The following is a 21,160-nucleotide window of genomic DNA, read 5'->3' on the forward strand; positions in this document are numbered from 1 at the left end:
ATGACGGCATTGATGAGCACGCGAGGGCAGACCGAATTGCCGCGCTACTTCCCGCAGGTGTTCGACGTGATGCAGGGCCTGCGTCACGGGCGGCTTGATTTCGTGCTGGACGATGGCCGGCGCTTCCGCATCGAGGGCGCGGGACCGGGTCCGGTGGCCGAGCTGGACATCCACGATTCCGACATCTTCGCCCGGCTGATCCGCGAGGGCGATCTGGGTTTCTGCGAGGCCTATCTGGAGGGCGGCTGGTCCACCCCGGATCTGCAGGCGTTCATGGATCTCGTGCATGCCGACAATGACGACGTCTATGACGGCTTTCCGGGCATGGGGCTGCTGCGCGCCTTCGAGAATCTCCGCCACTGGCTGCGCGGCAACTCGAAGCGGCAGGCCCGGAAGAACATCGCCGCGCATTACGACCTCGGCAACGACTTCTACGAGCTCTGGCTCGATGAGAGCATGACCTATTCCTCGGCCCTGTTCCGCACCGGGCAGGAAAGCCTCGAGGAGGCGCAGCGGGCGAAATACGCCAGCATGGTGGACCGGATCGGCGCGAAGCCGGGTGATCATGTGCTCGAGATCGGCTGCGGCTGGGGCGGATTCGCCGAATATGCCGCGAAGGAGCGCGGACTGCGCGTCACCGGGCTGACGATCAGCCGGGCCCAGCACGATTACGCCGCCCGGCGGATCGCGCGAGCGGGCCTGTCGGACCGGGTCGAGATCCGGCTGCAGGATTACCGGGACGAGCGCGGCACCTTCGACGGCATCGCCTCGATCGAGATGTTCGAGGCGGTGGGCGAGAAATACTGGCCGGTCTATTTCCAGACGCTGCGCGAGCGGCTGAAGCCCGAGGCCCGTGCCACGCTGCAGATCATCACCGTGCAGGACAAGAGGTGGGAGGTCTATCGCCGCGGCGTGGACTTCATCCAGAAATACATTTTTCCGGGCGGGATGCTGCCTTCTCCGACGGCCCTGCGGGTCGAGATCGCGAAGGCGGGTCTGCATGTGACGGACTCGGTCGAGTTCGGCCAGAGTTACTCGATGACGCTGCGCCGCTGGCACGAGACCTTCAACGACCGCTGGGACCGGGTGGCGGCGCTGGGCTTTGACGAGCGGTTCCGCCGCATGTGGAACTTCTACCTGACCTCTTGCGCGGGCTCGTTCGACGGCGGAAACTGCGACGTGACGCAGATCACGGTAACCCGGGCCGCCTGAGACGGCCCCTTCGCAGGACAGGCATGCCGACCGCCGCCAAACTGTTCGCAGCCCTCGCCTTCGCCGCGCTGGGCTTTCTCGGGGGGCGGCTCTTTGCGGGGCAGCTGCCCGAGGGGACGCCGACCGACATCTTCGGGCCCGCCACGGCGGCCGTGGGCCTCGTCTGCGGCTGGATGATCTCGGGGGCGCTGGTCGGGCGCGGCTATGTCGCCGCCATGAGCACCGGGGTGCGCACCGTCGTCACCACGGCCTTCGTCGCGCTGCTGGCCTATTCGATCTACATCATGGTGCTCCGGGCGATGCGGATGCTCTATGACGGGCCGATCGAGGCGCTGCTGGGGGTCTCCGCGCTGATGCTGTCCTATGCCAGGCTGCTCGCCGTGCCGGAGATCCTTGCCATGCTGCTCGTGGGGGGGCTCATGGGTGGCAGCATCTCGGAATGGGCGGGGCGGCGCTGGAAATGAGGGTGTTCCTCTGCGGGCCGATGGCCGACGAGGCGCTGCGCGCGCTGGTGCTGGGCGAGGAGGTGGCGGGCGTGCTCGCGCGGCTCGAGGGGCACGCGCTGCGCGCCGCGGGGGCGACGGTCGTGCCGGTGCCGGCCGGATCCGATGGGGTCGAGGGGGTGCTGGCCGAACCGGGGCCAGAGGCGGCCGCACGGCTCGCCTATCACCAGCAGGCCGCGGGCTATCGGGTCGAGACGCACGAGATCGGCGGCGCGCCGGCGGTTGTCTTCACGGCCGATCCCGACGGGGCCGAGGCCTGGGATCCCGTGACGTGGAACGCCGTCTGGGGGCCCATCGTCGCGGCCACCGCGGGCGATGTGATGGCGCTCTGGCCCGAGGTGCCGGCCGAGCAGGTCGGGCGGCGCTACCGGCTGATGCTGGTGCAGGGCGCGAGCCGGGTGCGCGCCGCGGCCCCCGCGCCGTCGCGGCGGCGCCTTGCGGCCTCGCCCGCCGATGTGTCGGTGATCCGCCGCAGGCAGCCCTACGCCAATTTCTTCGCGGTCGAGGAATATGACCTGTCGTTCCGCAGCTTTGGCGGCGGCATGAGCCCGGCGGTCAACCGGGCCGTGTTCATCTCGGGCGATGCGGTGACGGTGGTGCCCTACGATCCCGCGCGCGACCGGGTGCTTCTGATCGAGCAGTTCCGCCCCGGTCCCTTCGGGCGCGGGGACGGCCAGCCCTGGCTTCTCGAGCCCATCGCGGGCCGCATCGATCCGGGCGAGACGCCCGAGGGGTCGGCCCGGCGCGAGGCGGTCGAGGAGGCGGGCCTTGCGCTGGGCGAGTTGTTGCCCGTGGCCTCCTACTACCCCACGCCCGCGGCCAAGGCGGAATATCTCTATTCCTACGTCGCTCTGGCCGAACTGCCCGACGGGATCGAGGGCGTCTTCGGCATGGAGGGCGAGGGCGAGGACATCCGTGGGCATCTCATGGCCTTCGACGAGATGATGGAGCTTGTCCGCAGCGGAGAGATCTGCAACGGGCCGCTGCTGCTGACCGCGCTCTGGCTCGAGCGCGAGCGTCCGGGGCTGAGGGCGGCCCGCCGCTGAGGGGGGGCGCAGGTCCGGCCCGCGCCGTCCGTCGGGCCGAAAGCCGCTGAACGCCGCAAGGCGTGAGGGGCCGGGTGCTTGAGTTCCGCCGACCCGCCTCCTACACAGGAGGTCTCAGCAAAGGACGGCCCCGAATGCGCATTCACCGCGACCTTGCCGACACGATCGGCAACACCCCCCTCATTCGTCTCCGCAAGGCTTCGGAGCTGACGGGCTGCGAGATCCTCGGCAAGTGCGAGTTCCTGAACCCCGGCCAGTCGGTCAAGGACAGGGCCGCGCTCTACATCATCCGCGACGCGGTGGCGAAGGGGCTGCTGCAGCCCGGAGGCACCATCGTCGAGGGAACGGCGGGCAACACCGGGATCGGGCTGGCGCTGGTGGGGGCCTCGATGGGCTTCCGCACGGTCATCGTGATCCCCGAGACCCAGAGCCAGGAAAAGAAGGACATGCTGCGCCTTGCGGGGGCGCAACTGGTGCAGGTCCCGGCCGCTCCCTACCGCAACCCGAACAACTATGTCCGTTACTCGGGCCGTCTGGCCGAGGTGCTGGCCCGGACCGAGCCGCAGGGCGCGATCTGGGCCAACCAATTCGACAACATCGCCAACCGTCAGGCCCATGTCGAGACCACCGGCCCCGAGATCTGGGAGCAGACGCAGGGCGGGGTGGACGGCTTCATCTGCGCCGTGGGCTCGGGCGGGACACTCGCGGGCGTGGCGATGGCGCTGCAGCCGAAGGGCGTCAGGATCGGCCTTGCCGACCCCGAGGGCGCGGCGCTCCATTCCTTCTACACCGAGGGCACGTTCGATGCCCCCGGCAGTTCGATCACCGAGGGGATCGGGCAGGGCCGGATCACGGCCAACCTCGAAGGGCTGACGCCCGACTTCAGCTGCCGCATCCCCGACGCCGAGGCGCTGCCGATCGTCTTCGACCTGCTTCAGGAAGAGGGGCTGTGCCTCGGGGGCTCGTCGGGGATCAACATCGCGGGCGCGATCCGCATGGCGCGCGAGATGGGGCCGGGCCACACGATCGTCACCGTGCTCTGCGACTATGGCAACCGCTACCAGTCCAAGCTGTTCAACCCCTACTTCCTGCGCGACAAGGGGCTTCCGGTGCCCCATTGGCTCGACGAGGCGCCGCCGGCCGTCCCGTCGGTGTTCGAGGACATCTGACCCCATGCCCATCCTGCGCGTGATGCCTGTCCTGCTGCTGTGGGTGATGTTCGCCTGCGCGAGCCTGCCGCTCTGGTCTCCGGACCGGGCGGTGGCCCAGGAGATGGTCGGCCCGGCCGCCGGCGCCGACGAGATGAAGGCGCCGGACTACAAGCAGTGGGAGAAGACCGCCACGCGGGCCGAGCGCGAGATCGCCGACCGCGAGACCGAGAGCGCGTCCTACGAGATGATGCGCGGCTACCTCGTGCAATGGCGCGACACGTTCCTCGGGGCGCAGGGGCTGAACGCCAGCCGCATCGCCTCGGTGCGCAGCCAGCTCGACGCGCTCGGGCCGGCGCCCGCCGAGGGCGAAACCGAACCCGACGACATCGCGCAACGCCGCCGCGAGCTGACCGCGCAGGTGGCCGAGCTTCGGGCGCCGGTCCTGGCCGCCGAAGAGGCCTACCAGCGCGCGGACGGCCTGATCCGCGAGATCGACCGCGTGGTGCGCGAACGTCAGACCGAAGAGCTGCTGCGCATCTGGCCCATGCCGCTCAACCCCGCCAACTGGCCGAGCGCCGCCGCCGAGGTGTCGGGCCTCGCCGTGGATCTCTGGGACGAGGGCTCGGGTCGCGTCAACTCGCCCGCCGCGCAATCGACCACGCGGGACAACCTGCCCGCGATCCTCGGCCTGCTGGCCGTGGGGCTGCTGCTCATGGCGCGCGGGCGCTCGCTGATGGAGCGGCTGACGCAGCAGCTGCAGGATCAGGCCTCGGCGCGGGGGCGCAAGGTGACCTCGCTCCTGGTCTCGCTGGGGCAGATCGCGGCTCCGGTGGCGGGCGTCGTGGCGGTGAGCCACGCGATCACGCTCTCGGGGCTGGCTGGGCCCCGCACGACGCTGATCGTCGAGGCCCTGCCGGCCGTGGGCTTCATCCTCTATTCGGCGGGGTGGCTCGCCGGCCGGATCTTTCCCAAGAACGGCCAGCAGACCTCGCCCCTGAACCTCTCGGTCGAGCGCCGGCGCGAGGGGCGCTTCCACACGGCCATGTTCGGCGTGGTGCTGGCGCTCGACGGGTTGCGCAGCGTGGCGCTGCCGCCCGCGCGGGTGGGCGAGGCCGCAACCTCGGTCATGGCCTTCCCCATGATCGTCCTTGCGGGCGTCGTCCTGTTCCGCATCGGCCAGCTGATGCTGGCCAGCGTCCGCAACGATCTGGGCGACGACGAACCCACGAGCTTTCGCAACAGCGTCATCGACCTGCTCGGGCGCGGCGCCATCGCCATCGGCGTGATCGGCCCGCTGCTGGCGGCGCCGGGCTACATCGCGGCGGCCACGGCGCTGGTCTATCCGGCGGGCATCACCCTCGGGCTGATCGGGCTGCTCTTCGTGCTGCAGACGCTGGTGGTGGACCTCTATGGCCTTGCCACCCGCAACGAGGAGGGCGGGCGCGACGCGCTTCTGCCGGTGCTGATCGGCTTCCTGCTTGCGCTGGCCATGGTGCCGCTGCTGGCGCTGGTCTGGGGCGCGCGCGTGGCCGACCTGACCGAGATCTGGGCCCGCTTCCGCGAGGGCTATCAGGTCGGTTCGACCCGCATCTCGCCCACGAACTTCCTGCTCCTCGCCATCGTCTTCTCGATCGGCTACGGCATCACCCGCCTGCTGCAGGGCGCGCTCAAGAGCCAGATCCTGCCCAAGACGCGGCTCGATCAGGGCGGGCGCAACGCGGTCGTCTCGGGGGTGGGCTACCTCGGCATCATCCTTGCGGCCCTTGTCGCGGTCAATTCCGCGGGCCTCGACCTGTCGAATCTCGCCATCGTCGCCGGTGCCCTGTCGGTCGGCATCGGTTTCGGTCTCCAGAACATCGTCGGCAACTTCGTCTCGGGCATCATCCTGCTGATCGAGCGCCCCGTCTCGGAGGGCGACTGGATCGAGGTGGGCGGGGTGCAGGGCACCGTCAAGTCGATCTCGGTCCGCTCCACCCGGATCCAGACCTTCGACCGAACCGACGTGATCGTGCCGAACCAGGATCTCGTGGCCGGCCGGGTGACGAACTGGACCCGCTACAACATGACCGGGCGGCTGATCGTGCCCGTCGGCGTGGCCTATGGCTGCGACACCCGCAAGGTCGAGCGCGTGCTGCGCGAGATCGCCGAGGCGCAGCCGCTCGCGATCCTGAACCCGCCGCCTTCGGTGGTCTTCATGGGCTTCACGCAGGAGTTCATGAGCTTCGAGATCCGGGTGATCCTGCGCGACGTGAACTTCTCGCTCTCGGTGCGCTCCGACATCAACCACATGATCGTGCAGAGATTCGCCGAGGAGGGGCTCCGGCTCACCCACATGACGCGCGAGGTCTGGCCGCCGGAGCCGGAAGAACCCGAGCCCGAAGGGCTCGACGAGGAGGAGATGGCCGCCCTGCTGGCGCCTGCGCCCCGGCAGAAGGACAATGTGCCAAAGGGCACGAGCGCGGTCGATCCCCGCGCCGAGGACGAGGACGACCCCGAGGACGAGCCGGACGGCGATGCGGACGCCGATGGCGCGACCGAGGGGGGCGCCGAAGCAACCGGGAGCAACCGTTGATGACCGAGCCGCTTTTTCGCACCGATCCCTACCTGCGCGAGGCCGAAGCCCGCGTCATCGGCCACACCGCCGAGGGGGGCATCCTGATCGACCGCTCGATCTTCTATCCGACGGGCGGCGGGCAGCCCGGCGACAGCGGCTGTCTCGTGTGGGACGGCGGCCGGCTTCCGATCGCCACCGCGCTCAAGGCCGAGGGCGGGCGCGTCGCGCTGGTGCCGGCCGAGGCCGCGGCGCTGCCGCCCGAGGGCGCGCCGGTTCGCCAGATCCTCGACTGGGACCGGCGGCACCGGCACATGCGCGTGCATACGGCGCTGCATCTGCTGTCGGTGGTGATCCCTCTGCCGGTGACGGGTGGCCAGATCGGGGCCGAGCGTGGCCGGCTCGACTTCGACATGCCTGAGCCGCCGGCCGATGTGGCCGCGCTCGAAGAGGCGCTGAACGCGCTGGTCGGGCGTGACCTGCCGGTGTCCGAGGACTGGATCACCGACGCGGAGCTTCTGGCCGATCCCTCGATCGTCAAGACCATGTCGGTGATGCCGCCCACGGGGCAGGGCCGGGTGCGGCTCGTCCGCATCGGGCAGGGGGCGGATCAGGTGGACCTCCAGCCCTGCGGCGGCACCCATGTCGCGCGCACCGGCGAGATCGGACGGGTGGCGATCGGCAAGATCGAGAAGAAGGGCCGGCAGAACCGCCGCGTGACCCTCGCGCTGGCCGACTGACCCGGCCGGCGGGCGGGATCAGGCCGCGGGCTTTCCCGCCGCGGGCGACATCGACGTGCCGCGCCATTCGAACCCCTGCCGGGCGAAGGTCGCAACCCACAGCACCGGCAGCATCAGGTCGCGCGCCGCCCAGGCCGCCAGATCGCGCCGCCCACAGGGCCAGCCCATCGCCCGGCAGAGCGCCGTCTCGGCCCCATACCAGAGCGCGAGGAACGGCAGGATCCAGAGCGGCGCGGCCACCCCCAGCATGACGAGGGGCACGACGGGCGACAGCAGCGGCTCGAGCGCGAAGAGGGCCGGAAAGCCCTTCCGGCGGATCCGTGACCAGCGCAGCTGCCGGTCCCAGACATCGCGCAGGCGGCGGCGACCGATCGGCTGGGTGAAGGGGCGCGGGACCAGCCTGACCGAGCGGCCCGCCGCACGGACGAGGCGTGTCGCGGCCACATCCTCGGCCAGTTCGGCCCCGAGTGCTGCCAGACCGCCGCGCTCGTCCAGAAGCGAGCGGTCGAGGAACATGGTCTTGCCCTGCGCGAAGCCCAGCCCCACGCGCGCGGCCGCAAGCTGCCAGCGGCCCTGCAACCCGTTGAGGAACGATGCCTCGAGAGCGCCCCAGATCCCCTCGGCCCTCCCGCCTGCAGGGGGCGAGGAGACCAGCCCCACGCCCGGCCGCCATTCCGACATGAGCTGTTCCAGGTAGTCGCCCGGCAGCATCAGGTTGGCGTCCGCAATGGCGATCATGCGCGCTTCGGTGCCGGCCCAGCCCTTGGCCAGATTGTTGAGCTTGGGATTGGCGGTGAGGCGCTCCTCTCCGATCAGCAGCCGCGCCCGTGCGCCCGGATGGAGGCGGATCAGCTCGCGCACCAGCGGGACGGCGGCATCCTCCTCATGGGCCGCGCAGAAGACGATCTCGTAATCGGGCCAGTTCAGCCCGAAGCTGGATCCGAGCGTCTCGCGGTCATGCCGGTCGCGGCCGCAGACCGGGCGCAGGAGGCAGATGAAGGGCCGGTGCGAGGGCGCGGGGCCGCGGCGGCGGCCGTGCGAGGCGGCAAGCGCCGCCGCCAGCAGGTGAAGCGTCAGAAGCCCTAAGGCGGCAAGGGTGAGGGACATCATGCCTCGGCAGGGATGGGAAAGGCGCGGGCGAAGGCGTCCGCGGGTTCGGGGGCGGCGCTGGCTTCGATCAGGGAGAGCCGTCCCGCGTCGTCCTCGGCCAGCGCGGTGAAGCTGTCCACCCAGTCGCCGCAGTTGGCATAGACGAGCCCGTGGGCCTCGTGCAGGGCCGCCTTGTGGAAATGGCCGCAGATCACCCCGTCGCACCCCGCCCGACGGGCCCGCGCCACGAGCCGCTGCTCGTAGGCGGTGCCGAAGGCCATGGCCGCATCCACGCCCTTCAGCAGGGCCTCGATCAGGCTCCGGCGGTCTGGATCGGCGGTGCGGCGCATCCGCTTCAGCCGCTCGTCGAGGTGGCGCAGCATCCAGTCGAGGCGGCTGCCCAGCCGTGTCATCATGTGAAAGCGCAGCAGGCGCGGGTCGCAGACATCGCCATGGATCACCAGATAGCGCCGCCCATCGGCCGCCTCGTGGAGGATCTCTTCGGCGACGGTGATGCGCTGGAAATGCTGGCCGAGATAGACGCGCATCGCCGCGTCGTGGTTTCCGGTCAGGTAATGCAGGCGCGCGCCCTCCTGCACGCGCCGCAGCAGAAGCGCGAGGATGGCGTCGTGGCTGGCCGTCCAGTGGGGGAAGGGCGGGTGCCAGAGGTCGAGGATGTCACCCACGAGGTAGATGTCCGGCGCCGTGTGGTCGCGCAGGAAGGCGAGGATGCGCTCGGCGCGGCACCCGCGCGAGCCCAGATGCAGGTCGGACAGAAAGAGGCTGCGGTGGCGGCGCGGCGGCGGCAGGGGGCACATGTCCATGGACGCGTCCTTGACTGGGGAAACGGGGCCGGCTTGCCCGCGCTATGCCACGGTCACGACACCGTTTTGTGACCGTCTCCCTTCAGTCATGTAACGCAGGCACTGGGTCGGAAGATTGCGTCGAAGGACCGCACCGGCAGGCTCCTGCCGAGGGGCGCCGTTGTCCGACTGCCCCCGGACGCCGGGCCGATCCACAGCCCTGCGGGCCGCAGACCGCCCCGGTGATGTGCCGGACAGGATCCGCCCGAGCGCCGCGTCACCGCATGGCTTGCGCCTTGGCCCCCTTGGGGGTGGGGCAGGCTCAGGTGAGCACGGCCGCCAGTTCGCGCAGCAGGTCTCGCACGGGTCCGAACATGGCCGCCACCTGCCAGGTCACGAAGAACACGGCCGGGTAGAACAGCCCGCCGTGAGTGGCGGCGTAGGCAGGCACGTCGAACCGCTGGAACTGCCGGGCCAGCCACGGCACCAGCGCCAGCGCCATCGCCACCCCGATCACCGCCCCCACGAGGATGTCGAACGAGTAGTGGAGCCCGAAATAGACCCTCGGAAGGCAGATGATGAAGATCGCATGCAGCAGGGCCACCGCCCCCACGGCGCGATGCGCAAGAAAGATTCCGGTCGCCAGGGCGAAGTAGAGAACCGCATGATCGCTCGGCATCGAACTCCAGCCGTCGAGGGTCTCGTGGCTGAGGCCCGTATGCAGCAGGAAGCCCAGCTCCGGGTCATGGATCGGCCGCGGCCGATAGGGCAGCGTGACCGCAAGCGCCCGGCCCACGAAGACCGCGAGCATCGAGACCACCAGCGTCGCGAGCAGACGGGTGCGCGTCTGCTCTGCGTTCCGCTGCACCCCGAACCAGAGCCCCCAGAAGAGCATCATCGAGAAGACGCCCTTGAACAGGCTGTTCCGCTCGATGATGTGCAGGATCTGATCGAAGGTGGGCAGCGTCCCGACGGGGCTGTTGATCAGCAACGAAAGCTCCAGATCAAGTGCGGCGGCAGCCTGTAACATTATCGTAATCCTCAATTCACCAATCCGGGTAGGAAACCCTGATCGTCATGAAAGCGTCAAGAATAATTCATGTTCCGTGCGGGAAATGCCCGGCAATGGCGAACTGCAGAGGCTGAGACCGCTGGTTCGGGAGTATCGAGTTGGTTCTGGCGGGCCCGGTGGCCCCTTCACCGAAGGGTGATGACGCGGGAACCTGCGCGCCGCGTCTCGACAACTTATCGTGCGAAAGCGGTAGCAACCTCTTGCGCGCGGCCCTGCCCCGCCTACAGTCAGCGCGTTCCCAACAAGGATTGCACGATGACCTTTCGCCTTGGCCGTTGCGCCCTCGCCCTGATCGCCGGACTGTTGGCCGGGCCGGTGGCGGCGGCGCCCTGCAGCAACACCGGCGCCGACTATGAGAGCTGGAAGAGCCTCATGGCGCAGGAAGCCGCGGCGGCGGGCGTGGGGCAGAGGGGCATTGCGGCCCTCATGGGCAGTTCCTATTCCTCCCGCACCATCGCCGCGGATCGCAACCAGAAGAGCTTCCGATACAGTCTCGACAAGTTCATGCAGGTGCGCGGGTCGGACACGATCATCCGGCAGGGCCGGGCGCGCAAGGCCAAGAACCCCGAGTTCTACGCCTCGCTCGAGCGGCGCTACGGCGTGCCGGCCGGGGTGTTGCTGGCGATCCACGGGATGGAGACGGGTTTCGGCAGCTTCATGGGTGACACGAACGTGGTTTCGGCCATTGCGACACTGGCCTACGACTGCCGCCGGTCGGATTTCTTCACGCCGCACCTGCTGGCCGCACTGGTGCTTGTGGATCGCGGCTCGATCAGCCCCGCGTCGGTGGGCGCCAAGCACGGCGAGCTGGGCCATACGCAGTTCCTGCCGGGCAACGCGCTGGCCTACGGGGTGGACGGCAACGGAGACGGGCGGGTGGATCTGGGCAACATCACCGACGCCATGGCTTCGACGGCGAACTTCCTCGCGCGCAAGGGCTGGCAACCGGGGCTGGGCTACCAGCCGGGCGAGCCAAACTTTGCCGTGATCCGCGAGTGGAACGCGGCGAGCGTCTATCAGCAGGCCATTGCGATCATGGCACAACAGATCGATCGGTGATTTTGCCTCTTGCGCCCGGCGGCCGAGTCGCCTAGACAGCGCCTCGTCCACAGTGGCCCGTTCGTCTATCGGTTAGGACACCAGGTTTTCAACCTGGGAAGAGGGGTTCGACTCCCCTACGGGCTGCCACTTCTTCCGAACGCTGAAAGATCGGCGACACTAGCCGCACTTTTGCATCGTGATCTCCGCTGCACTTGCCCGCCGCAGTGGCGGCCGTCCCGTCAAAGGGTCTCCCACGGGTTCCTTGCGGCTGCCTCCGAACGTCAGATGGGAGGCTCTCGGCCTGCGGGCACGTGCCTTCAGCAGTCTGTCGGCGGCGGAGCCAAGCTGTGCCTGCAGATGTTGGCCTGACGCCGTGGCAGGCGACGGCCTCGCGGCAGATCGGCTTGCGGGCGGGTAATCCTCCCGGTTTTAGCGGGATCCGGCCGTAGAATTCACGCGGCCATCTTCAGCTTCATGGCAGGTGTGACCCCGCCGATGCCCATGTTGGGGCGTTCATTGTTGTAGTTCCAGAGCCATTCGGTGGCGATCTGCTGCACTTCCTCGATGGTTTCAAAGATGTAGAGGTCCAGCCATTCATGCCGGACCGTCCGGTTGTAGCGCTCGACGTAAGCGTTCTGCTGCGGCTTGCCGGGCTGGATGTAGGTCAGGGCGATGCCCTGCTTCGAAGCCCAGGTCATCAGCGTGGAACTGACGTATTCCGGGCCGTTGTCCACCCTGATCGCCAAGGGCTTGCCGCGCCACTCGATGATCTGGTTCAGCGACCGGACGACCCGCTCGGCGGGCAGCGAGAAGTCGACCTCGATACCCAGACCTTCGCGGTTGAAGTCGTCCAGCACGTTCAACAGCCGGAACTGCCGCCCATCCGCCAGCCGATCGGCCATGAAATCCATCGACCAGACCAGGTTCGGCGCCTCGGGCACGGCCAGTTCCTCGGGCTTCTCCCGCTTCAGCCGTCGCCGCGGCTTGATGCGCAGGTTCAGTTCCAGTTCGCAGTAGATCCGATGGACCCGCTTGTGGTTCCAGACGTGCCCTTTGACGTTCCGCAGGTGCAGGAAACACAGCCCGAACCCCCAGGTCTTGTGGACATTGGTCAGCCCGACCAGCAGGTCTGCGATCATCTCGTTCTCTTCGTCGCGCTTCGGGCTGTAGCGGAAACAGGTCTCGCTGACGCCAAACGCCCGGCAGGCCAGCGCGATGCTCACACCCTTCGTCGCCACCGCCTTCTCGGCCAGCTCGCGGCGCTGAGCTGGCCGCGTCACTTTTTTCCAAGGGCCTCGCGAAGCAGGTCGGCCTGCATACTCAGGTCGGCGAACATGCGCTTCAGCCGCCGGTTCTCGTCCTCGAGGGCCTTCATCTGGCTCATCATGGACGCGTCCATGCCGCCATACTTCGCCCGCCACTTGTAGAACGTCGCAGTGCTGATCCCATGCTCGCGGCACAGTTCGGCCACGGCCAAACCGCCCTCCGCCTGACGCAGCACGCCCATGATCTGGGCTTCGGTGAAACGGCTCTTCTTCATCGGAATCTCCTCGTCCATCCTGCCGAGAAAATTCTACTTCCGCATCCCTCTAACCTTGGGGAGGATTACCGGCGGCCTATCCAAGCGTGTCGCCTCTTGCCGGGAAATTCCGTGGCATGCCGCCAAGACCCCGGGTGCTTCGACAAGACCAGATCAGTCGAAAACCGACCATCCCTATCTGGATCAAGGGGATAAGTGGCAGCCCGTAGGGGAGTCGAACCCCTCTTCCCAGGTTGAAAACCTGGTGTCCTAACCGATAGACGAACGGGCCACTGTGGACTGGCGCGGTCTTATGTCGGCGCGCGGAAAGGCGCAAGAGGGAAATTCACGCTTCGTGAAAATCACGCGCGTGCGGCATCTTCGAGCCGCATCTGCACCCGCGCGCTGCCCCCCCAGGTGTCGATCTCGAGCCGGCCCGCCAGATGGAACAAGCCTGCGCCGCCGCCTTCCAGAAGCGGCCCGAGCGGGCCGTCGAAACAGCCGAAGGCCACCGCCTCCAGCCGGCCCTCGGCGCCGCCGATGGTCAGGCGCAGGTGCTTCTCGCCCATGCGCCGGGTCACGACGCGCTGGCTGGCCAGGGCGAAGCGCGGGGCGGCGGCGCCCGCGCCGTAGGGGCCCGCGGATTCGATCTGCTCGACAAAGGCGGCCGTGGCGGCCGACGGCATCAGCACCCCGTCGAGCCGCAGATCGGCCGGCCCCGCCGAGGCCGCACCCTGCCGCGCCAGAAGGTCCGAGAGCCGTTCCATCGCCGCGCCAAGACGCCCTTCCTCGACCGTGAGGCCCGCGGCCATCCGGTGCCCGCCGCCCTTCAGCAAGAGCCCCTCATGCGCCACGCGATGCACCGCGGCGCCCAGATCCACCCCGGATATGGAGCGACCCGAACCCTTGCCGATCCCGTTCTCGAGGCCGATCACGATGGCCGGGCGGTTGGTCGCTTCCTTGAGACGGGCGGCGACGATCCCCACCACGCCCGGATGCCAGCCCTCGCCCGCGGCCCAGACCAGGGGGCCGGAGGTGCCGCGCGCCTCGGCCTGGGCCAGCGCCTCTTCGCGCACGCGGGCCTCGATCTCGCGCCGCTCGGTGTTGAGCTGGTCGAGCCGCTCGGCCAGCGCCGCAGCCTCGCGCGGGTCGTCGGTGGCGAGAAGCCGCGCGCCGAGGTCGGCCTGTCCGATGCGGCCACCGGCATTGACACGCGGTCCGAGCAGGAAGCCCAGGGCGTAGCAGTTCGGCGCGCTGTTCATGCGCGAGACATCGGCCAGCGCCACGAGGCCCGGCCGCTCGCGCCGCGCCATGACCTTCAGGCCCTGCCGCACGAGGGCGCGGTTGACGCCTGTCAATGGCGCCACGTCGGCCACGGTGGCTAGCGCCACGAGGTCGAGCATCGCCATCAGATCGGGCCCCTGCACGCCCTCGGCGCGCAGGCGGCGGTTGGCCTCGACCAGCAGGAGAAAGACCACGGACGCGGCGCAGAGATGGCCCAGGCTGCCGTCCTCGTCCTGCCGGTTCGGGTTCACCACGGCGAGCGCGGGGGGCAGGGTCTCGGTCCCCAGATGGTGGTCGAGCACCACCACATCCGCTCCCGTCGCCGCCGCGATCGGCTCGTGCGAGAGGGTGCCGCAATCGACGCAGAGGATCAGGTCGTGCGCCGCGGCCAGCGCCTGCATGGCGGGCACGTTCGGGCCATAGCCCTCGTCGATCCGGTCGGGAATGTAGAGCGTGGCCGCGCGCCCCATCGCCCGCAGCCAGACGATCAGCAGCGCGGCCGAGGAGCCGCCGTCCACGTCGTAATCGGCGAAGATCGCGATCTTCTCGCGCCGCGCCACGGCCTGCAGGAGCCGCGCGGCGGCGGGCGCCATGTCCTTCAGCGTGAGGGGATCGGGCAGCAGGTCGCGCAGTGCGGGCGCAAGGAAGCTCTCGGCCTCCGTGGGGGGGACACCCCGCCGCACCAGAGTGCGGCAGAGCGCGAGCGGCAGGCGCGTGGTCTGCGCCATCGCCTCGGCCAGCCGGTCCTCCTCGGGGGAGGGGCCGACCCAGCGGCGCCCGGTCGCGGAGGCCTCGACCCCCAGAAACGCACGCGCCGCCGGACCCGTCATTTCACCGGGTTGCGGTAGCTCATCCGGCGGACCGAGCCGGTCTTGGACCGCATCAAAATCGTTTCGGTGGTGACCCAGCCCGGCTCGCGCTTGATGCCGGCGAGGATCGAGCCGTTGGTCACGCCGGTCGCGGCGAAGATCACGTCGGCCGTCACCAGCTCGTCGCGGGTGTAGATCCGGTCGAGATCCTGGATGCCGGCGCGGCGGGCGCGCGAACGCTCGTCGTCGTTGCGGAACAGGAGCTGGCCATACATCTGCCCGCCCATGCATTTCAGCGCGGCGGCGGCCAGAACTCCCTCGGGCGCCCCGCCCGAGCCCATGTACATGTCGATGCCGGTCAGGTGGGCCTCGGCGCAGTGGATCACGCCGGCCACGTCGCCGTCGGTGATCAGCCGGATCGCCGCGCCGGTCGAGCGGACCTCGGCGATCAGCTCTTCGTGGCGCGGACGCTCGAGGATGCAGACGGTCACATCCTCGGCCGTGCCGTTCTTGGCGCGGGCCAGCGCATGGACGCGCTCGGCGGGGCTCATCTTCAGCGTCACCGTGTCGGGTGCGTAGCCCGGCCCGATGGCGAGCTTTTCCATATAGACGTCGGGCGCGTGCAGCAGCGTGCCACGCGGGGCCATGGCGATCACGGTCAGCGCGTTCGGCATGTCCTTGGCGGTGAGCGTCGTGCCTTCCAGCGGGTCGAGGGCGATATCGACGGCCGGGCCATGGCCGGTGCCCACTTCCTCGCCGATGAAGAGCATCGGCGCCTCGTCGCGTTCGGCCTCGCCGATGACGACGACCCCGGCGATGTCGAGCAGGTTGAGCTGGTCGCGCATCGCGTTGACCGCGGCCTGGTCGGCGGCCTTCTCGTCGCCGCGCCCGATCAGGCGGGCCGAGGCGAGGGCAGCGGCCTCGGACACACGGGCGAGGCCCAGCGAAAGCATTCGGTCATGAAATTGTGCGGCGTCTGCCATGATCACTTTCCTCGAGGGTGCAAGTTCTCCGACCCCTCCCTATCGGAACGGGAGGGGGGGATCAAACCTCTTCGATGCGGATGGCCACAGGCTCGCCGACGAGGACGCCGGTGGCGCCAAACTGGCTTATCGCATGGGAAATGTCGTCGCGCGTGGCCTTGTGCGTGACGATCAGCACCGGGGCGTGGCCGCCCGCGTGGCCATACTGGCGCATCCGGTCGATCGAGATGCCGGCGTCGCCGAGGGCGGTCGCGATCTTGGCCAGCGCGCCGGGCTTGTCGAGGAGCGTCATGCGCAGATACCAGGGCGCAGGCGCCGCGACCTTGGCGGGCACCGCCTCGACGAGGCTGGTGGCGGGGCGGCCGAAGGTGGGCAGGCGCAGGCCGCGGGCGAGGTCGATCACGTCGCCCATCACGGCGCTGGCCGTCGGGCCTTCGCCCGCGCCGGGCCCGCGCAGGACGATCTGTCCGACCGAGTCGCCTTCCAGCACCACCATGTTGGTGCCGCCCTGAAGCTGTCCCAAGGGGCTGTCGGCCGGCACGAGGCAGGGGGTCATCCGCTGCTCGAGCCCGCGGCCCGAGACCTGCGCCACGCCCAGAAGCTTGATGCGGAAGCCGAGATCGCCCGCATGGCGGATGTCGTCGATCGAGATCTGGCCGATCCCTTCAAGCTGCACCGCGTCAAAGCTGACGCGGGTGCCGAAGGCGATCGAAGCCAGCAGCGAGAGCTTGTGACCCGCGTCGATCCCGCCCACGTCGAGGTTCGGGTCGGCCTCGAGATAGCCGAGCTGGCGGGCCTCCTCGAAGACATGCTCGTAGGGCAGGCCCGCGGTCTCCATCCGGGTCAGGATGTAGTTGCAGGTGCCGTTCATCACGCCCATCACGCGGCGCATCTGGTTGCCGGCGAGCCCTTCGGTCAGCGCCTTGATGACCGGGATGCCGCCCGCGACGGCGGCTTCGAACCGGATGGCGAGGCCCGCGGCCTCGGCCATCTCGGCCAGGGCCTGCCCGTGATGGGCCAGGAGCGCCTTGTTGGCCGTCACCACATCCTTGCCTGCGGCGAGCGCGGCCTCGGTCGAGGCGCGGGCCGCGCCCTCCGATCCGCCCATGACCTCGACGAAGACATCGACATCCTCGCGCTGTGCGAGCGCCACGGCGTCCGTCTCCCAGGCGTAGCCGGAGAGATCCGCGTCGCGGTTCTTCGCGCGGTCGCGGGCGCAGACGGCGGTGATGGTGACGGGGCGTCCCGCGCGCGCCGCGATCAGGTCCGCGTGGCGCTGGATGATCTTGACCACCCCGATACCGACGGTGCCGAGACCGGCAATACCAAGACGCAGGGGGGCAGCCATGAAACCTCCGAGAACTGTGGACCGGCGGCGCGCGCCGGGCTGGGATGCGCTGGTCTGTTAGCCTTTCGCGGCCGGAAGAGCAACGCGGCTCAGGGCGCTGCGGGCGCCGCCTGCAGCGCGGCCGCACGGACGCGCAGTGCCGCCGCGCGCGCCTCGAGCGCGGCCTCGGTCTCGGGAGAGACGGTCGGGGTTCCGGCCTGCGCAAGCAGCTCGTCGAGCGGCAGGAGGGGAGGCGGTGGCGCATCCTCGCGCCCCGCTCGGGCCGCATCGACCTCTGGAAACTGCTCGCAGCCTGCGAGAGCGGTCATCACGGCAAGGATCAGGGCAGGGCGCATCGGTCGCTCCATCGGGCGGGCGGAGATTAGCGCCCGTCCCGCGGCGGCGACAAGCCCCCGTCCGGCGGCGGGAACGCGGGTCCTTGAACTGAACCACCGTTCAGATAATCCTGCGGTCATGGCACGCAAGGCAGGATCCCACGCCGAAACGACAGGCCCGCGCGTGCGCGCGGCGGCCCAGACCCTGATCGCGCGCCACGGCTATGCGGCCGTCTCGATGCGCCAGATCGCGGCCGAGGTGGGGGTGCAGGCCGGGGCCCTCTACCTCTACACGCCCGACAAGCAGACGCTGCTCTTCGACCTCATGCGGCTGCACATGGAGGAACTGCTGGCCGCCTATGAGGCGCTTGCCGTGCCCCGCGACCCGCGCGAGGCGTTGGCCCGGTTCGCCCGGTTCCACATCGGCTATCACATCGACCGGCCCGAGGCGGTCTTCATCGCCTACATGGAACTGCGGAACCTGAGCCCCGAGAACTTCGCCGAGATCGAGCGGCTCCGGCGGCGCTATGAGCGGCATCTCGAGGCGATCCTCGAGCGGGGGGCCGCCGAACGCGTCTTTGACCTGCCCGACGTGAGGCTCGCCTCGCTCGCGCTGATCGCCATGCTGACGGGCGTGACGAACTGGTACCGCGAGGGCGGGCGTCTGGGTCGCGAGGAGGTGCAGGCGATCTACGCCGACATGGCGCTGAAGGCGGTGGCGGCCGTCACTCACATCTGTTCGTGAGGTTGGTCTTGCCCGGACGCGGACGGGTGGCGATGAACTGGTGAAAGGTCCGCGGTTCGAGCGGGGTCGAGACCGGCAGCGAACTGAGATCCATCGCGGGCACGAAATCGACCCAGGTCTCGACGATCACCGACCATTCGCCATCATCCAGCGAGGGGATGCGCCCCTTGACCCCGGTGTCGGCATTGAGGAGGGCCGTGTTCCAGACCGATTTCGCGTTGCCCGGAGAGCAGGACCACTGGACGTTGAACCGCTTGTCCCTGTCGCTCCAGACGACGGCGGTGATCCGCATCTTCGCCCCTTCGCGGTCGCCGATCATGTATTCGAGAACGTCCTGCATCCCCGGAAAGTCCGCAGGGTCCAGCGTGTCGAAGCGCGAGATCATGTCGGCGATCGTGTAGCTGGCCTTCTGCGTGGTGTTGAGCACGCGGTAGGCGTCCCAGTAGGTGAAGAGCGCGAGATAGGCCCACAGCATGATCGGCAGGACAAGCACCAGCTCGACCACCGCGGTGCCGCTTTCGTCGCGGCGGAAGGGACGGAACAGACGGTCCATCATGTGCCCGGAGTGTTCTGTTGCGGTTCGTTCACGAAGGCCGAGGCGGCGATCAGCGCATAGCCGCCCTTGTCGCGCTGGAGCGACAGGCCGATGCCGGTGGTCGGGAAGATCGGGTCCATGATGAGGCAGACGCGGACCAGCATGATCTCCTTGTCGGAGCCGAGCACGAAGGGGGGCGGGTCGAGGCTCTCGTCGCGGTCGCTGCACTGGGTCGCGGTGGCGGGCATGGCCCAGCTGTCCGAACTGACCGGCTGAAGTTCGACCATGATCCGGCTTTCGCAGTCGCCGAGGATCACGCCCTTGTCGCAGATCTCCTTCTTCAGGATCTGCGCGTTCGGGTCGGAGAAGTTGCCCAGCCGCAGATCCCGCATCGTCATGTCGGTGGCCCGTTGCAGCATGATGAGGCGCATCATCAGCAGGCCGCTTTCAGCCGATGCCATGAAGATCGAGAAGATGATCGGCAGCGCCAGCACGAATTCGACGCCGGCCGAGCCGCTTTCGTTCGACGCCCTGCGCCGGAGCCGTGCGAAGAGGCGGTTCATTGGCTGAGCCTCAGGTAGCTGATCTGGCTGGCGATGGCCCGGAAGGCGGTCTGGATCTCGAGGCCGGACGCATCGAAATAGTGGCTGCTCCTGGAGGTCGAGCAGTTCTGGATCTGCGTCTTGCCATTCGCCGGCGCCTCGAACGCGATGCCGAAGATGGTGACATTGTTGGACTTGGCGAGGTTGCAGAGCGCCTGCAACTGCGCGTCCATCGTGCTGATGGGCGTCAGGGTGCGGAACGCATTCATCTGTGCCGTATAGGCGGCCAGCCGGTCGCTGGATTTGAAGCCGGGGCGCCGGGAATAAAGCTGCCAGGCGATGTAGGAGGTCCTGTAGCTGGCCCAGACCTGCTGCCAGGTCAGTTGTGTGGGTGATTTGCCCTTTGCCGCGCTGTTGGTCGTCGTGTTGTCGTAGGGCCAGTAGAATTTGCCATTGCTCAGCTTGAGCGAGAGATATTCGCCGTCGCTGCTGCGGTAGATCGGGGAGTCGCCGACGCGGTAGCCGTCATTGACCCGCTCTTCCTCGAAATGCTCGCCATCGGTCATCACGATCATGACCTTCATCACCTCTTCGTCGGTGTAGTCGAAGGGGCGGCCATGGAAATAGGACTGGATTTCACCCGAGCCGACGAATTCCGAAAACATGGGGCGGGCCGATGGGTCCAGAAGCGACAGCCCGACCTTCATTCCCGCGTTGATCGAGGTGGCGCCGTTGCCCTCGAGCCCGTCGATGCTGGCCTGAAGGCTCGAAATGCTGCCCGTCGGGAGGCGGACCACGTTGGCAGCCGTAGGCAGGCACCAGCGGTTGCCGGGGGTGGGCTGTGCCTCGGATGTCTTCGGACCCGAATAGGTATCGGGCGGCGTGCCACCTGTCCGCGCGTTGCTGAAGGCCGCCGAAAAGGTATCGGCATTCGCCGTCATCGGCATCTTCACCGTCCGGGAAAGCCCGGTGCTGGCATAGACTGACGCCGGCATGTCCACGCAATCCATGTAGGTCACGCCGTTGTTGTCGTAGATATTGAACTTCTGCCGCAGGGATTTGCCGAGGTTCACCTGACCGTTGTAGGGCACGATGGCGATCGAGATCCGGTGGTTCAGATCCTTCGCCAACATCGTGTCCACGAATTCCTTGGCCGCGGCCTTCAGGTTCTTCAGCTTGTCCGTGGGTCTGCTGTAAGAGTCGCGGACCATCGAGCCGGACACGTCGAGAACCATGACGATCTCGACGTTGGTCACCTTCTGCTCGGCCTTGGTGGCGGCGGGGGCGGTGAGGCTGTCGATGCCCAGCATGTGCGCGAACAGGGGTTTGGTCGGCTGCTGGGCCGTGACCACCACCTCGCGGTAGTTCAGCCCCTCGTCGTGGTCGATGAGGGTGACATAGTCCGCCTTGCCCGCCTTGAGCATGCAGTCCTCGACCACCTCCTCGGGGTCGCGGGTCTGCGCCAGCGCCGCCGCCGTCAGGGCGCAGCGGTCCACGGCCTGCTGAAGGTCGGTGCGCTTGGCCTCGAAGGACATGACATCGACCGCAAAGCCGCCGAGCATCAGCATGAGGATGAACAGCATGAGGCCGAAGACGAGGATCGAACCCTCCTCGGACCGCGCGAAACGTGCGGCGCATCCTTGCGATCGGCCCGCTGGACAAGCGGTGACGTCGGACTCCCTCGGGACGGAAATGTTGAACTGGGCCATGAAACGCGATCCTCGAAACGCGCTCCGCCGCCTGCGGCGCGGCCGCATCCGAAAGCGGAGGAGCATCCTCATCTAACGTATGGGGTGGGGCAGAATTGTGGCGCCCCGCACGAGACTTGGCGGATTGGGCCGGCTGCCGGAAACGGTGCCGCGGCCGGCCTGTG

General features: G+C 68.6%; 19 protein-coding genes and 2 tRNA genes. 9 read left to right on the forward strand and 12 right to left on the reverse strand.

The features are described 5' to 3' along the window. From LV780_RS03375 to LV780_RS03400, 6 genes are all read left to right on the forward strand, one after another. The gene (locus tag LV780_RS03375) at positions 1–1,212 is read left to right on the forward strand and encodes an SAM-dependent methyltransferase (protein WP_011907867.1); all 1,212 of its coding nucleotides are present in this window, start codon (positions 1–3) and stop codon (positions 1,210–1,212) included. Positions 1,213–1,235: 23 nt separating this feature from the next. After that, complete coding sequence (locus LV780_RS03380) at positions 1,236–1,676, forward strand: TrgA family protein (protein WP_108221037.1); 441 nt, start codon at positions 1,236–1,238, stop codon at positions 1,674–1,676. Next, complete coding sequence (gene trgB, locus LV780_RS03385; protein ID WP_101340570.1) at positions 1,673–2,761, forward strand: tellurite resistance ADP-ribose pyrophosphatase TrgB; 1,089 nt, start codon at positions 1,673–1,675, stop codon at positions 2,759–2,761. Before LV780_RS03380 ends, trgB begins: the two co-directional genes overlap by 4 nt. Before the next feature lie 134 nt (positions 2,762–2,895). After that, positions 2,896–3,930 (forward strand): cysteine synthase A, encoded by a 1,035-nt coding sequence (locus LV780_RS03390; protein WP_108221036.1) that lies wholly within the window; start codon positions 2,896–2,898, stop codon positions 3,928–3,930. 4 nt (positions 3,931–3,934) lie between these two features. Further along, entirely contained in the window at positions 3,935–6,484 is a 2,550-nt protein-coding gene (locus tag LV780_RS03395) for a DUF3772 domain-containing protein (RefSeq protein ID WP_108221035.1), read from the forward strand. Then, a complete protein-coding gene (locus LV780_RS03400; RefSeq protein ID WP_101340552.1) occupies positions 6,484–7,203 on the forward strand; it encodes an alanyl-tRNA editing protein in 720 nt (239 codons plus the stop codon). Before LV780_RS03395 ends, LV780_RS03400 begins: the two co-directional genes overlap by 1 nt. 18 nt (positions 7,204–7,221) lie before the next feature. On the opposite strand, the gene LV780_RS03405 is transcribed toward LV780_RS03400, so the two are convergent. The 3 genes from LV780_RS03405 to LV780_RS03415 all read right to left on the reverse strand — a co-directional run bounded on the left by LV780_RS03405 (position 7,222) and on the right by LV780_RS03415 (position 10,125). Further along, a complete protein-coding gene (locus tag LV780_RS03405; protein ID WP_181318493.1) occupies positions 7,222–8,310 on the reverse strand; it encodes a glycosyltransferase in 1,089 nt (362 codons plus the stop codon). Then, complete coding sequence (locus LV780_RS03410; RefSeq protein ID WP_108221033.1) at positions 8,310–9,116, reverse strand: UDP-2,3-diacylglucosamine diphosphatase; 807 nt, start codon at positions 9,114–9,116, stop codon at positions 8,310–8,312. Before LV780_RS03410 ends, LV780_RS03405 begins: the two co-directional genes overlap by 1 nt. Before the next feature lie 301 nt (positions 9,117–9,417). Further along, positions 9,418–10,125, reverse strand: coding sequence for a phosphatase PAP2 family protein (locus LV780_RS03415; RefSeq protein ID WP_011907875.1), 708 nt, complete (start codon positions 10,123–10,125; stop codon positions 9,418–9,420). Between the two features lie 297 nt (positions 10,126–10,422). Between LV780_RS03415 and LV780_RS03420 the strand changes: the two genes are divergently transcribed. After that, positions 10,423–11,226 carry a lytic murein transglycosylase gene (locus LV780_RS03420; protein WP_108221032.1) on the forward strand — a complete coding sequence of 268 codons (804 nt, stop codon included), beginning with the start codon at positions 10,423–10,425 and terminating at the stop codon, positions 11,224–11,226. A gap of 54 nt (positions 11,227–11,280) precedes the next feature. After that, positions 11,281–11,355: transfer RNA gene (locus LV780_RS03425), tRNA-Glu, on the forward strand. A gap of 305 nt (positions 11,356–11,660) precedes the next feature. Here LV780_RS03425 and LV780_RS03430 read toward each other — a convergent pair. The 6 genes from LV780_RS03430 to LV780_RS03455 form a co-directional block, all read right to left on the reverse strand. Continuing rightward, positions 11,661–12,748 (reverse strand): IS3 family transposase gene (locus tag LV780_RS03430; RefSeq protein WP_117345046.1). Its coding sequence is split into 2 segments (ribosomal slippage): positions 11,661–12,487 and positions 12,487–12,748, totalling 1,089 coding nucleotides; the frame shifts between segments, so codons are not numbered across the junction. A 196-nt stretch (positions 12,749–12,944) separates the two neighbouring features. Beyond that, a tRNA-Glu gene (locus tag LV780_RS03435) sits at positions 12,945–13,019 on the reverse strand. Positions 13,020–13,089: 70 nt separating this feature from the next. Beyond that, positions 13,090–14,841 (reverse strand): single-stranded-DNA-specific exonuclease RecJ, encoded by a 1,752-nt coding sequence (recJ, locus tag LV780_RS03440; RefSeq protein ID WP_108221653.1) that lies wholly within the window; start codon positions 14,839–14,841, stop codon positions 13,090–13,092. Next, positions 14,838–15,803 carry a class II fructose-bisphosphatase gene (gene glpX / locus LV780_RS03445; protein ID WP_233863884.1) on the reverse strand — a complete coding sequence of 322 codons (966 nt, stop codon included), beginning with the start codon at positions 15,801–15,803 and terminating at the stop codon, positions 14,838–14,840. The genes recJ and glpX overlap by 4 nt, the downstream gene beginning before the upstream one ends. Before the next feature lie 61 nt (positions 15,804–15,864). After that, positions 15,865–17,151 (reverse strand): homoserine dehydrogenase, encoded by a 1,287-nt coding sequence (locus LV780_RS03450; protein WP_011907884.1) that lies wholly within the window; start codon positions 17,149–17,151, stop codon positions 15,865–15,867. A gap of 89 nt (positions 17,152–17,240) precedes the next feature. Next, a complete protein-coding gene (locus LV780_RS03455) occupies positions 17,241–17,486 on the reverse strand; it encodes a hypothetical protein (protein WP_108221655.1) in 246 nt (81 codons plus the stop codon). A gap of 118 nt (positions 17,487–17,604) precedes the next feature. Between LV780_RS03455 and LV780_RS03460 the strand changes: the two genes are divergently transcribed. After that, positions 17,605–18,210 (forward strand): TetR/AcrR family transcriptional regulator, encoded by a 606-nt coding sequence (locus LV780_RS03460; protein WP_101340437.1) that lies wholly within the window; start codon positions 17,605–17,607, stop codon positions 18,208–18,210. On the opposite strand, the gene LV780_RS03465 is transcribed toward LV780_RS03460, so the two are convergent. The 3 genes from LV780_RS03465 to LV780_RS03475 are packed head-to-tail and all read right to left on the reverse strand — an operon-like array spanning position 18,191 to position 20,996. Beyond that, positions 18,191–18,766 (reverse strand): TadE/TadG family type IV pilus assembly protein, encoded by a 576-nt coding sequence (locus LV780_RS03465; protein WP_146172314.1) that lies wholly within the window; start codon positions 18,764–18,766, stop codon positions 18,191–18,193. The genes LV780_RS03460 and LV780_RS03465 overlap by 20 nt on opposite strands. Continuing rightward, on the reverse strand, positions 18,763–19,308 hold the full coding sequence (locus LV780_RS03470; protein ID WP_108221659.1) for a TadE/TadG family type IV pilus assembly protein: 546 nt from the start codon (positions 19,306–19,308) through the stop codon (positions 18,763–18,765). Before LV780_RS03470 ends, LV780_RS03465 begins: the two co-directional genes overlap by 4 nt. Continuing rightward, positions 19,305–20,996 carry a pilus assembly protein TadG-related protein gene (locus LV780_RS03475; RefSeq protein WP_181318530.1) on the reverse strand — a complete coding sequence of 564 codons (1,692 nt, stop codon included), beginning with the start codon at positions 20,994–20,996 and terminating at the stop codon, positions 19,305–19,307. The genes LV780_RS03470 and LV780_RS03475 overlap by 4 nt, the downstream gene beginning before the upstream one ends. Between the last annotated feature and the right edge of the window lie 164 nt (positions 20,997–21,160).

The organism is Cereibacter azotoformans (assembly GCF_021391315.1).
GTDB classification, from domain to species: domain Bacteria; phylum Pseudomonadota; class Alphaproteobacteria; order Rhodobacterales; family Rhodobacteraceae; genus Cereibacter_A; species Cereibacter_A azotoformans.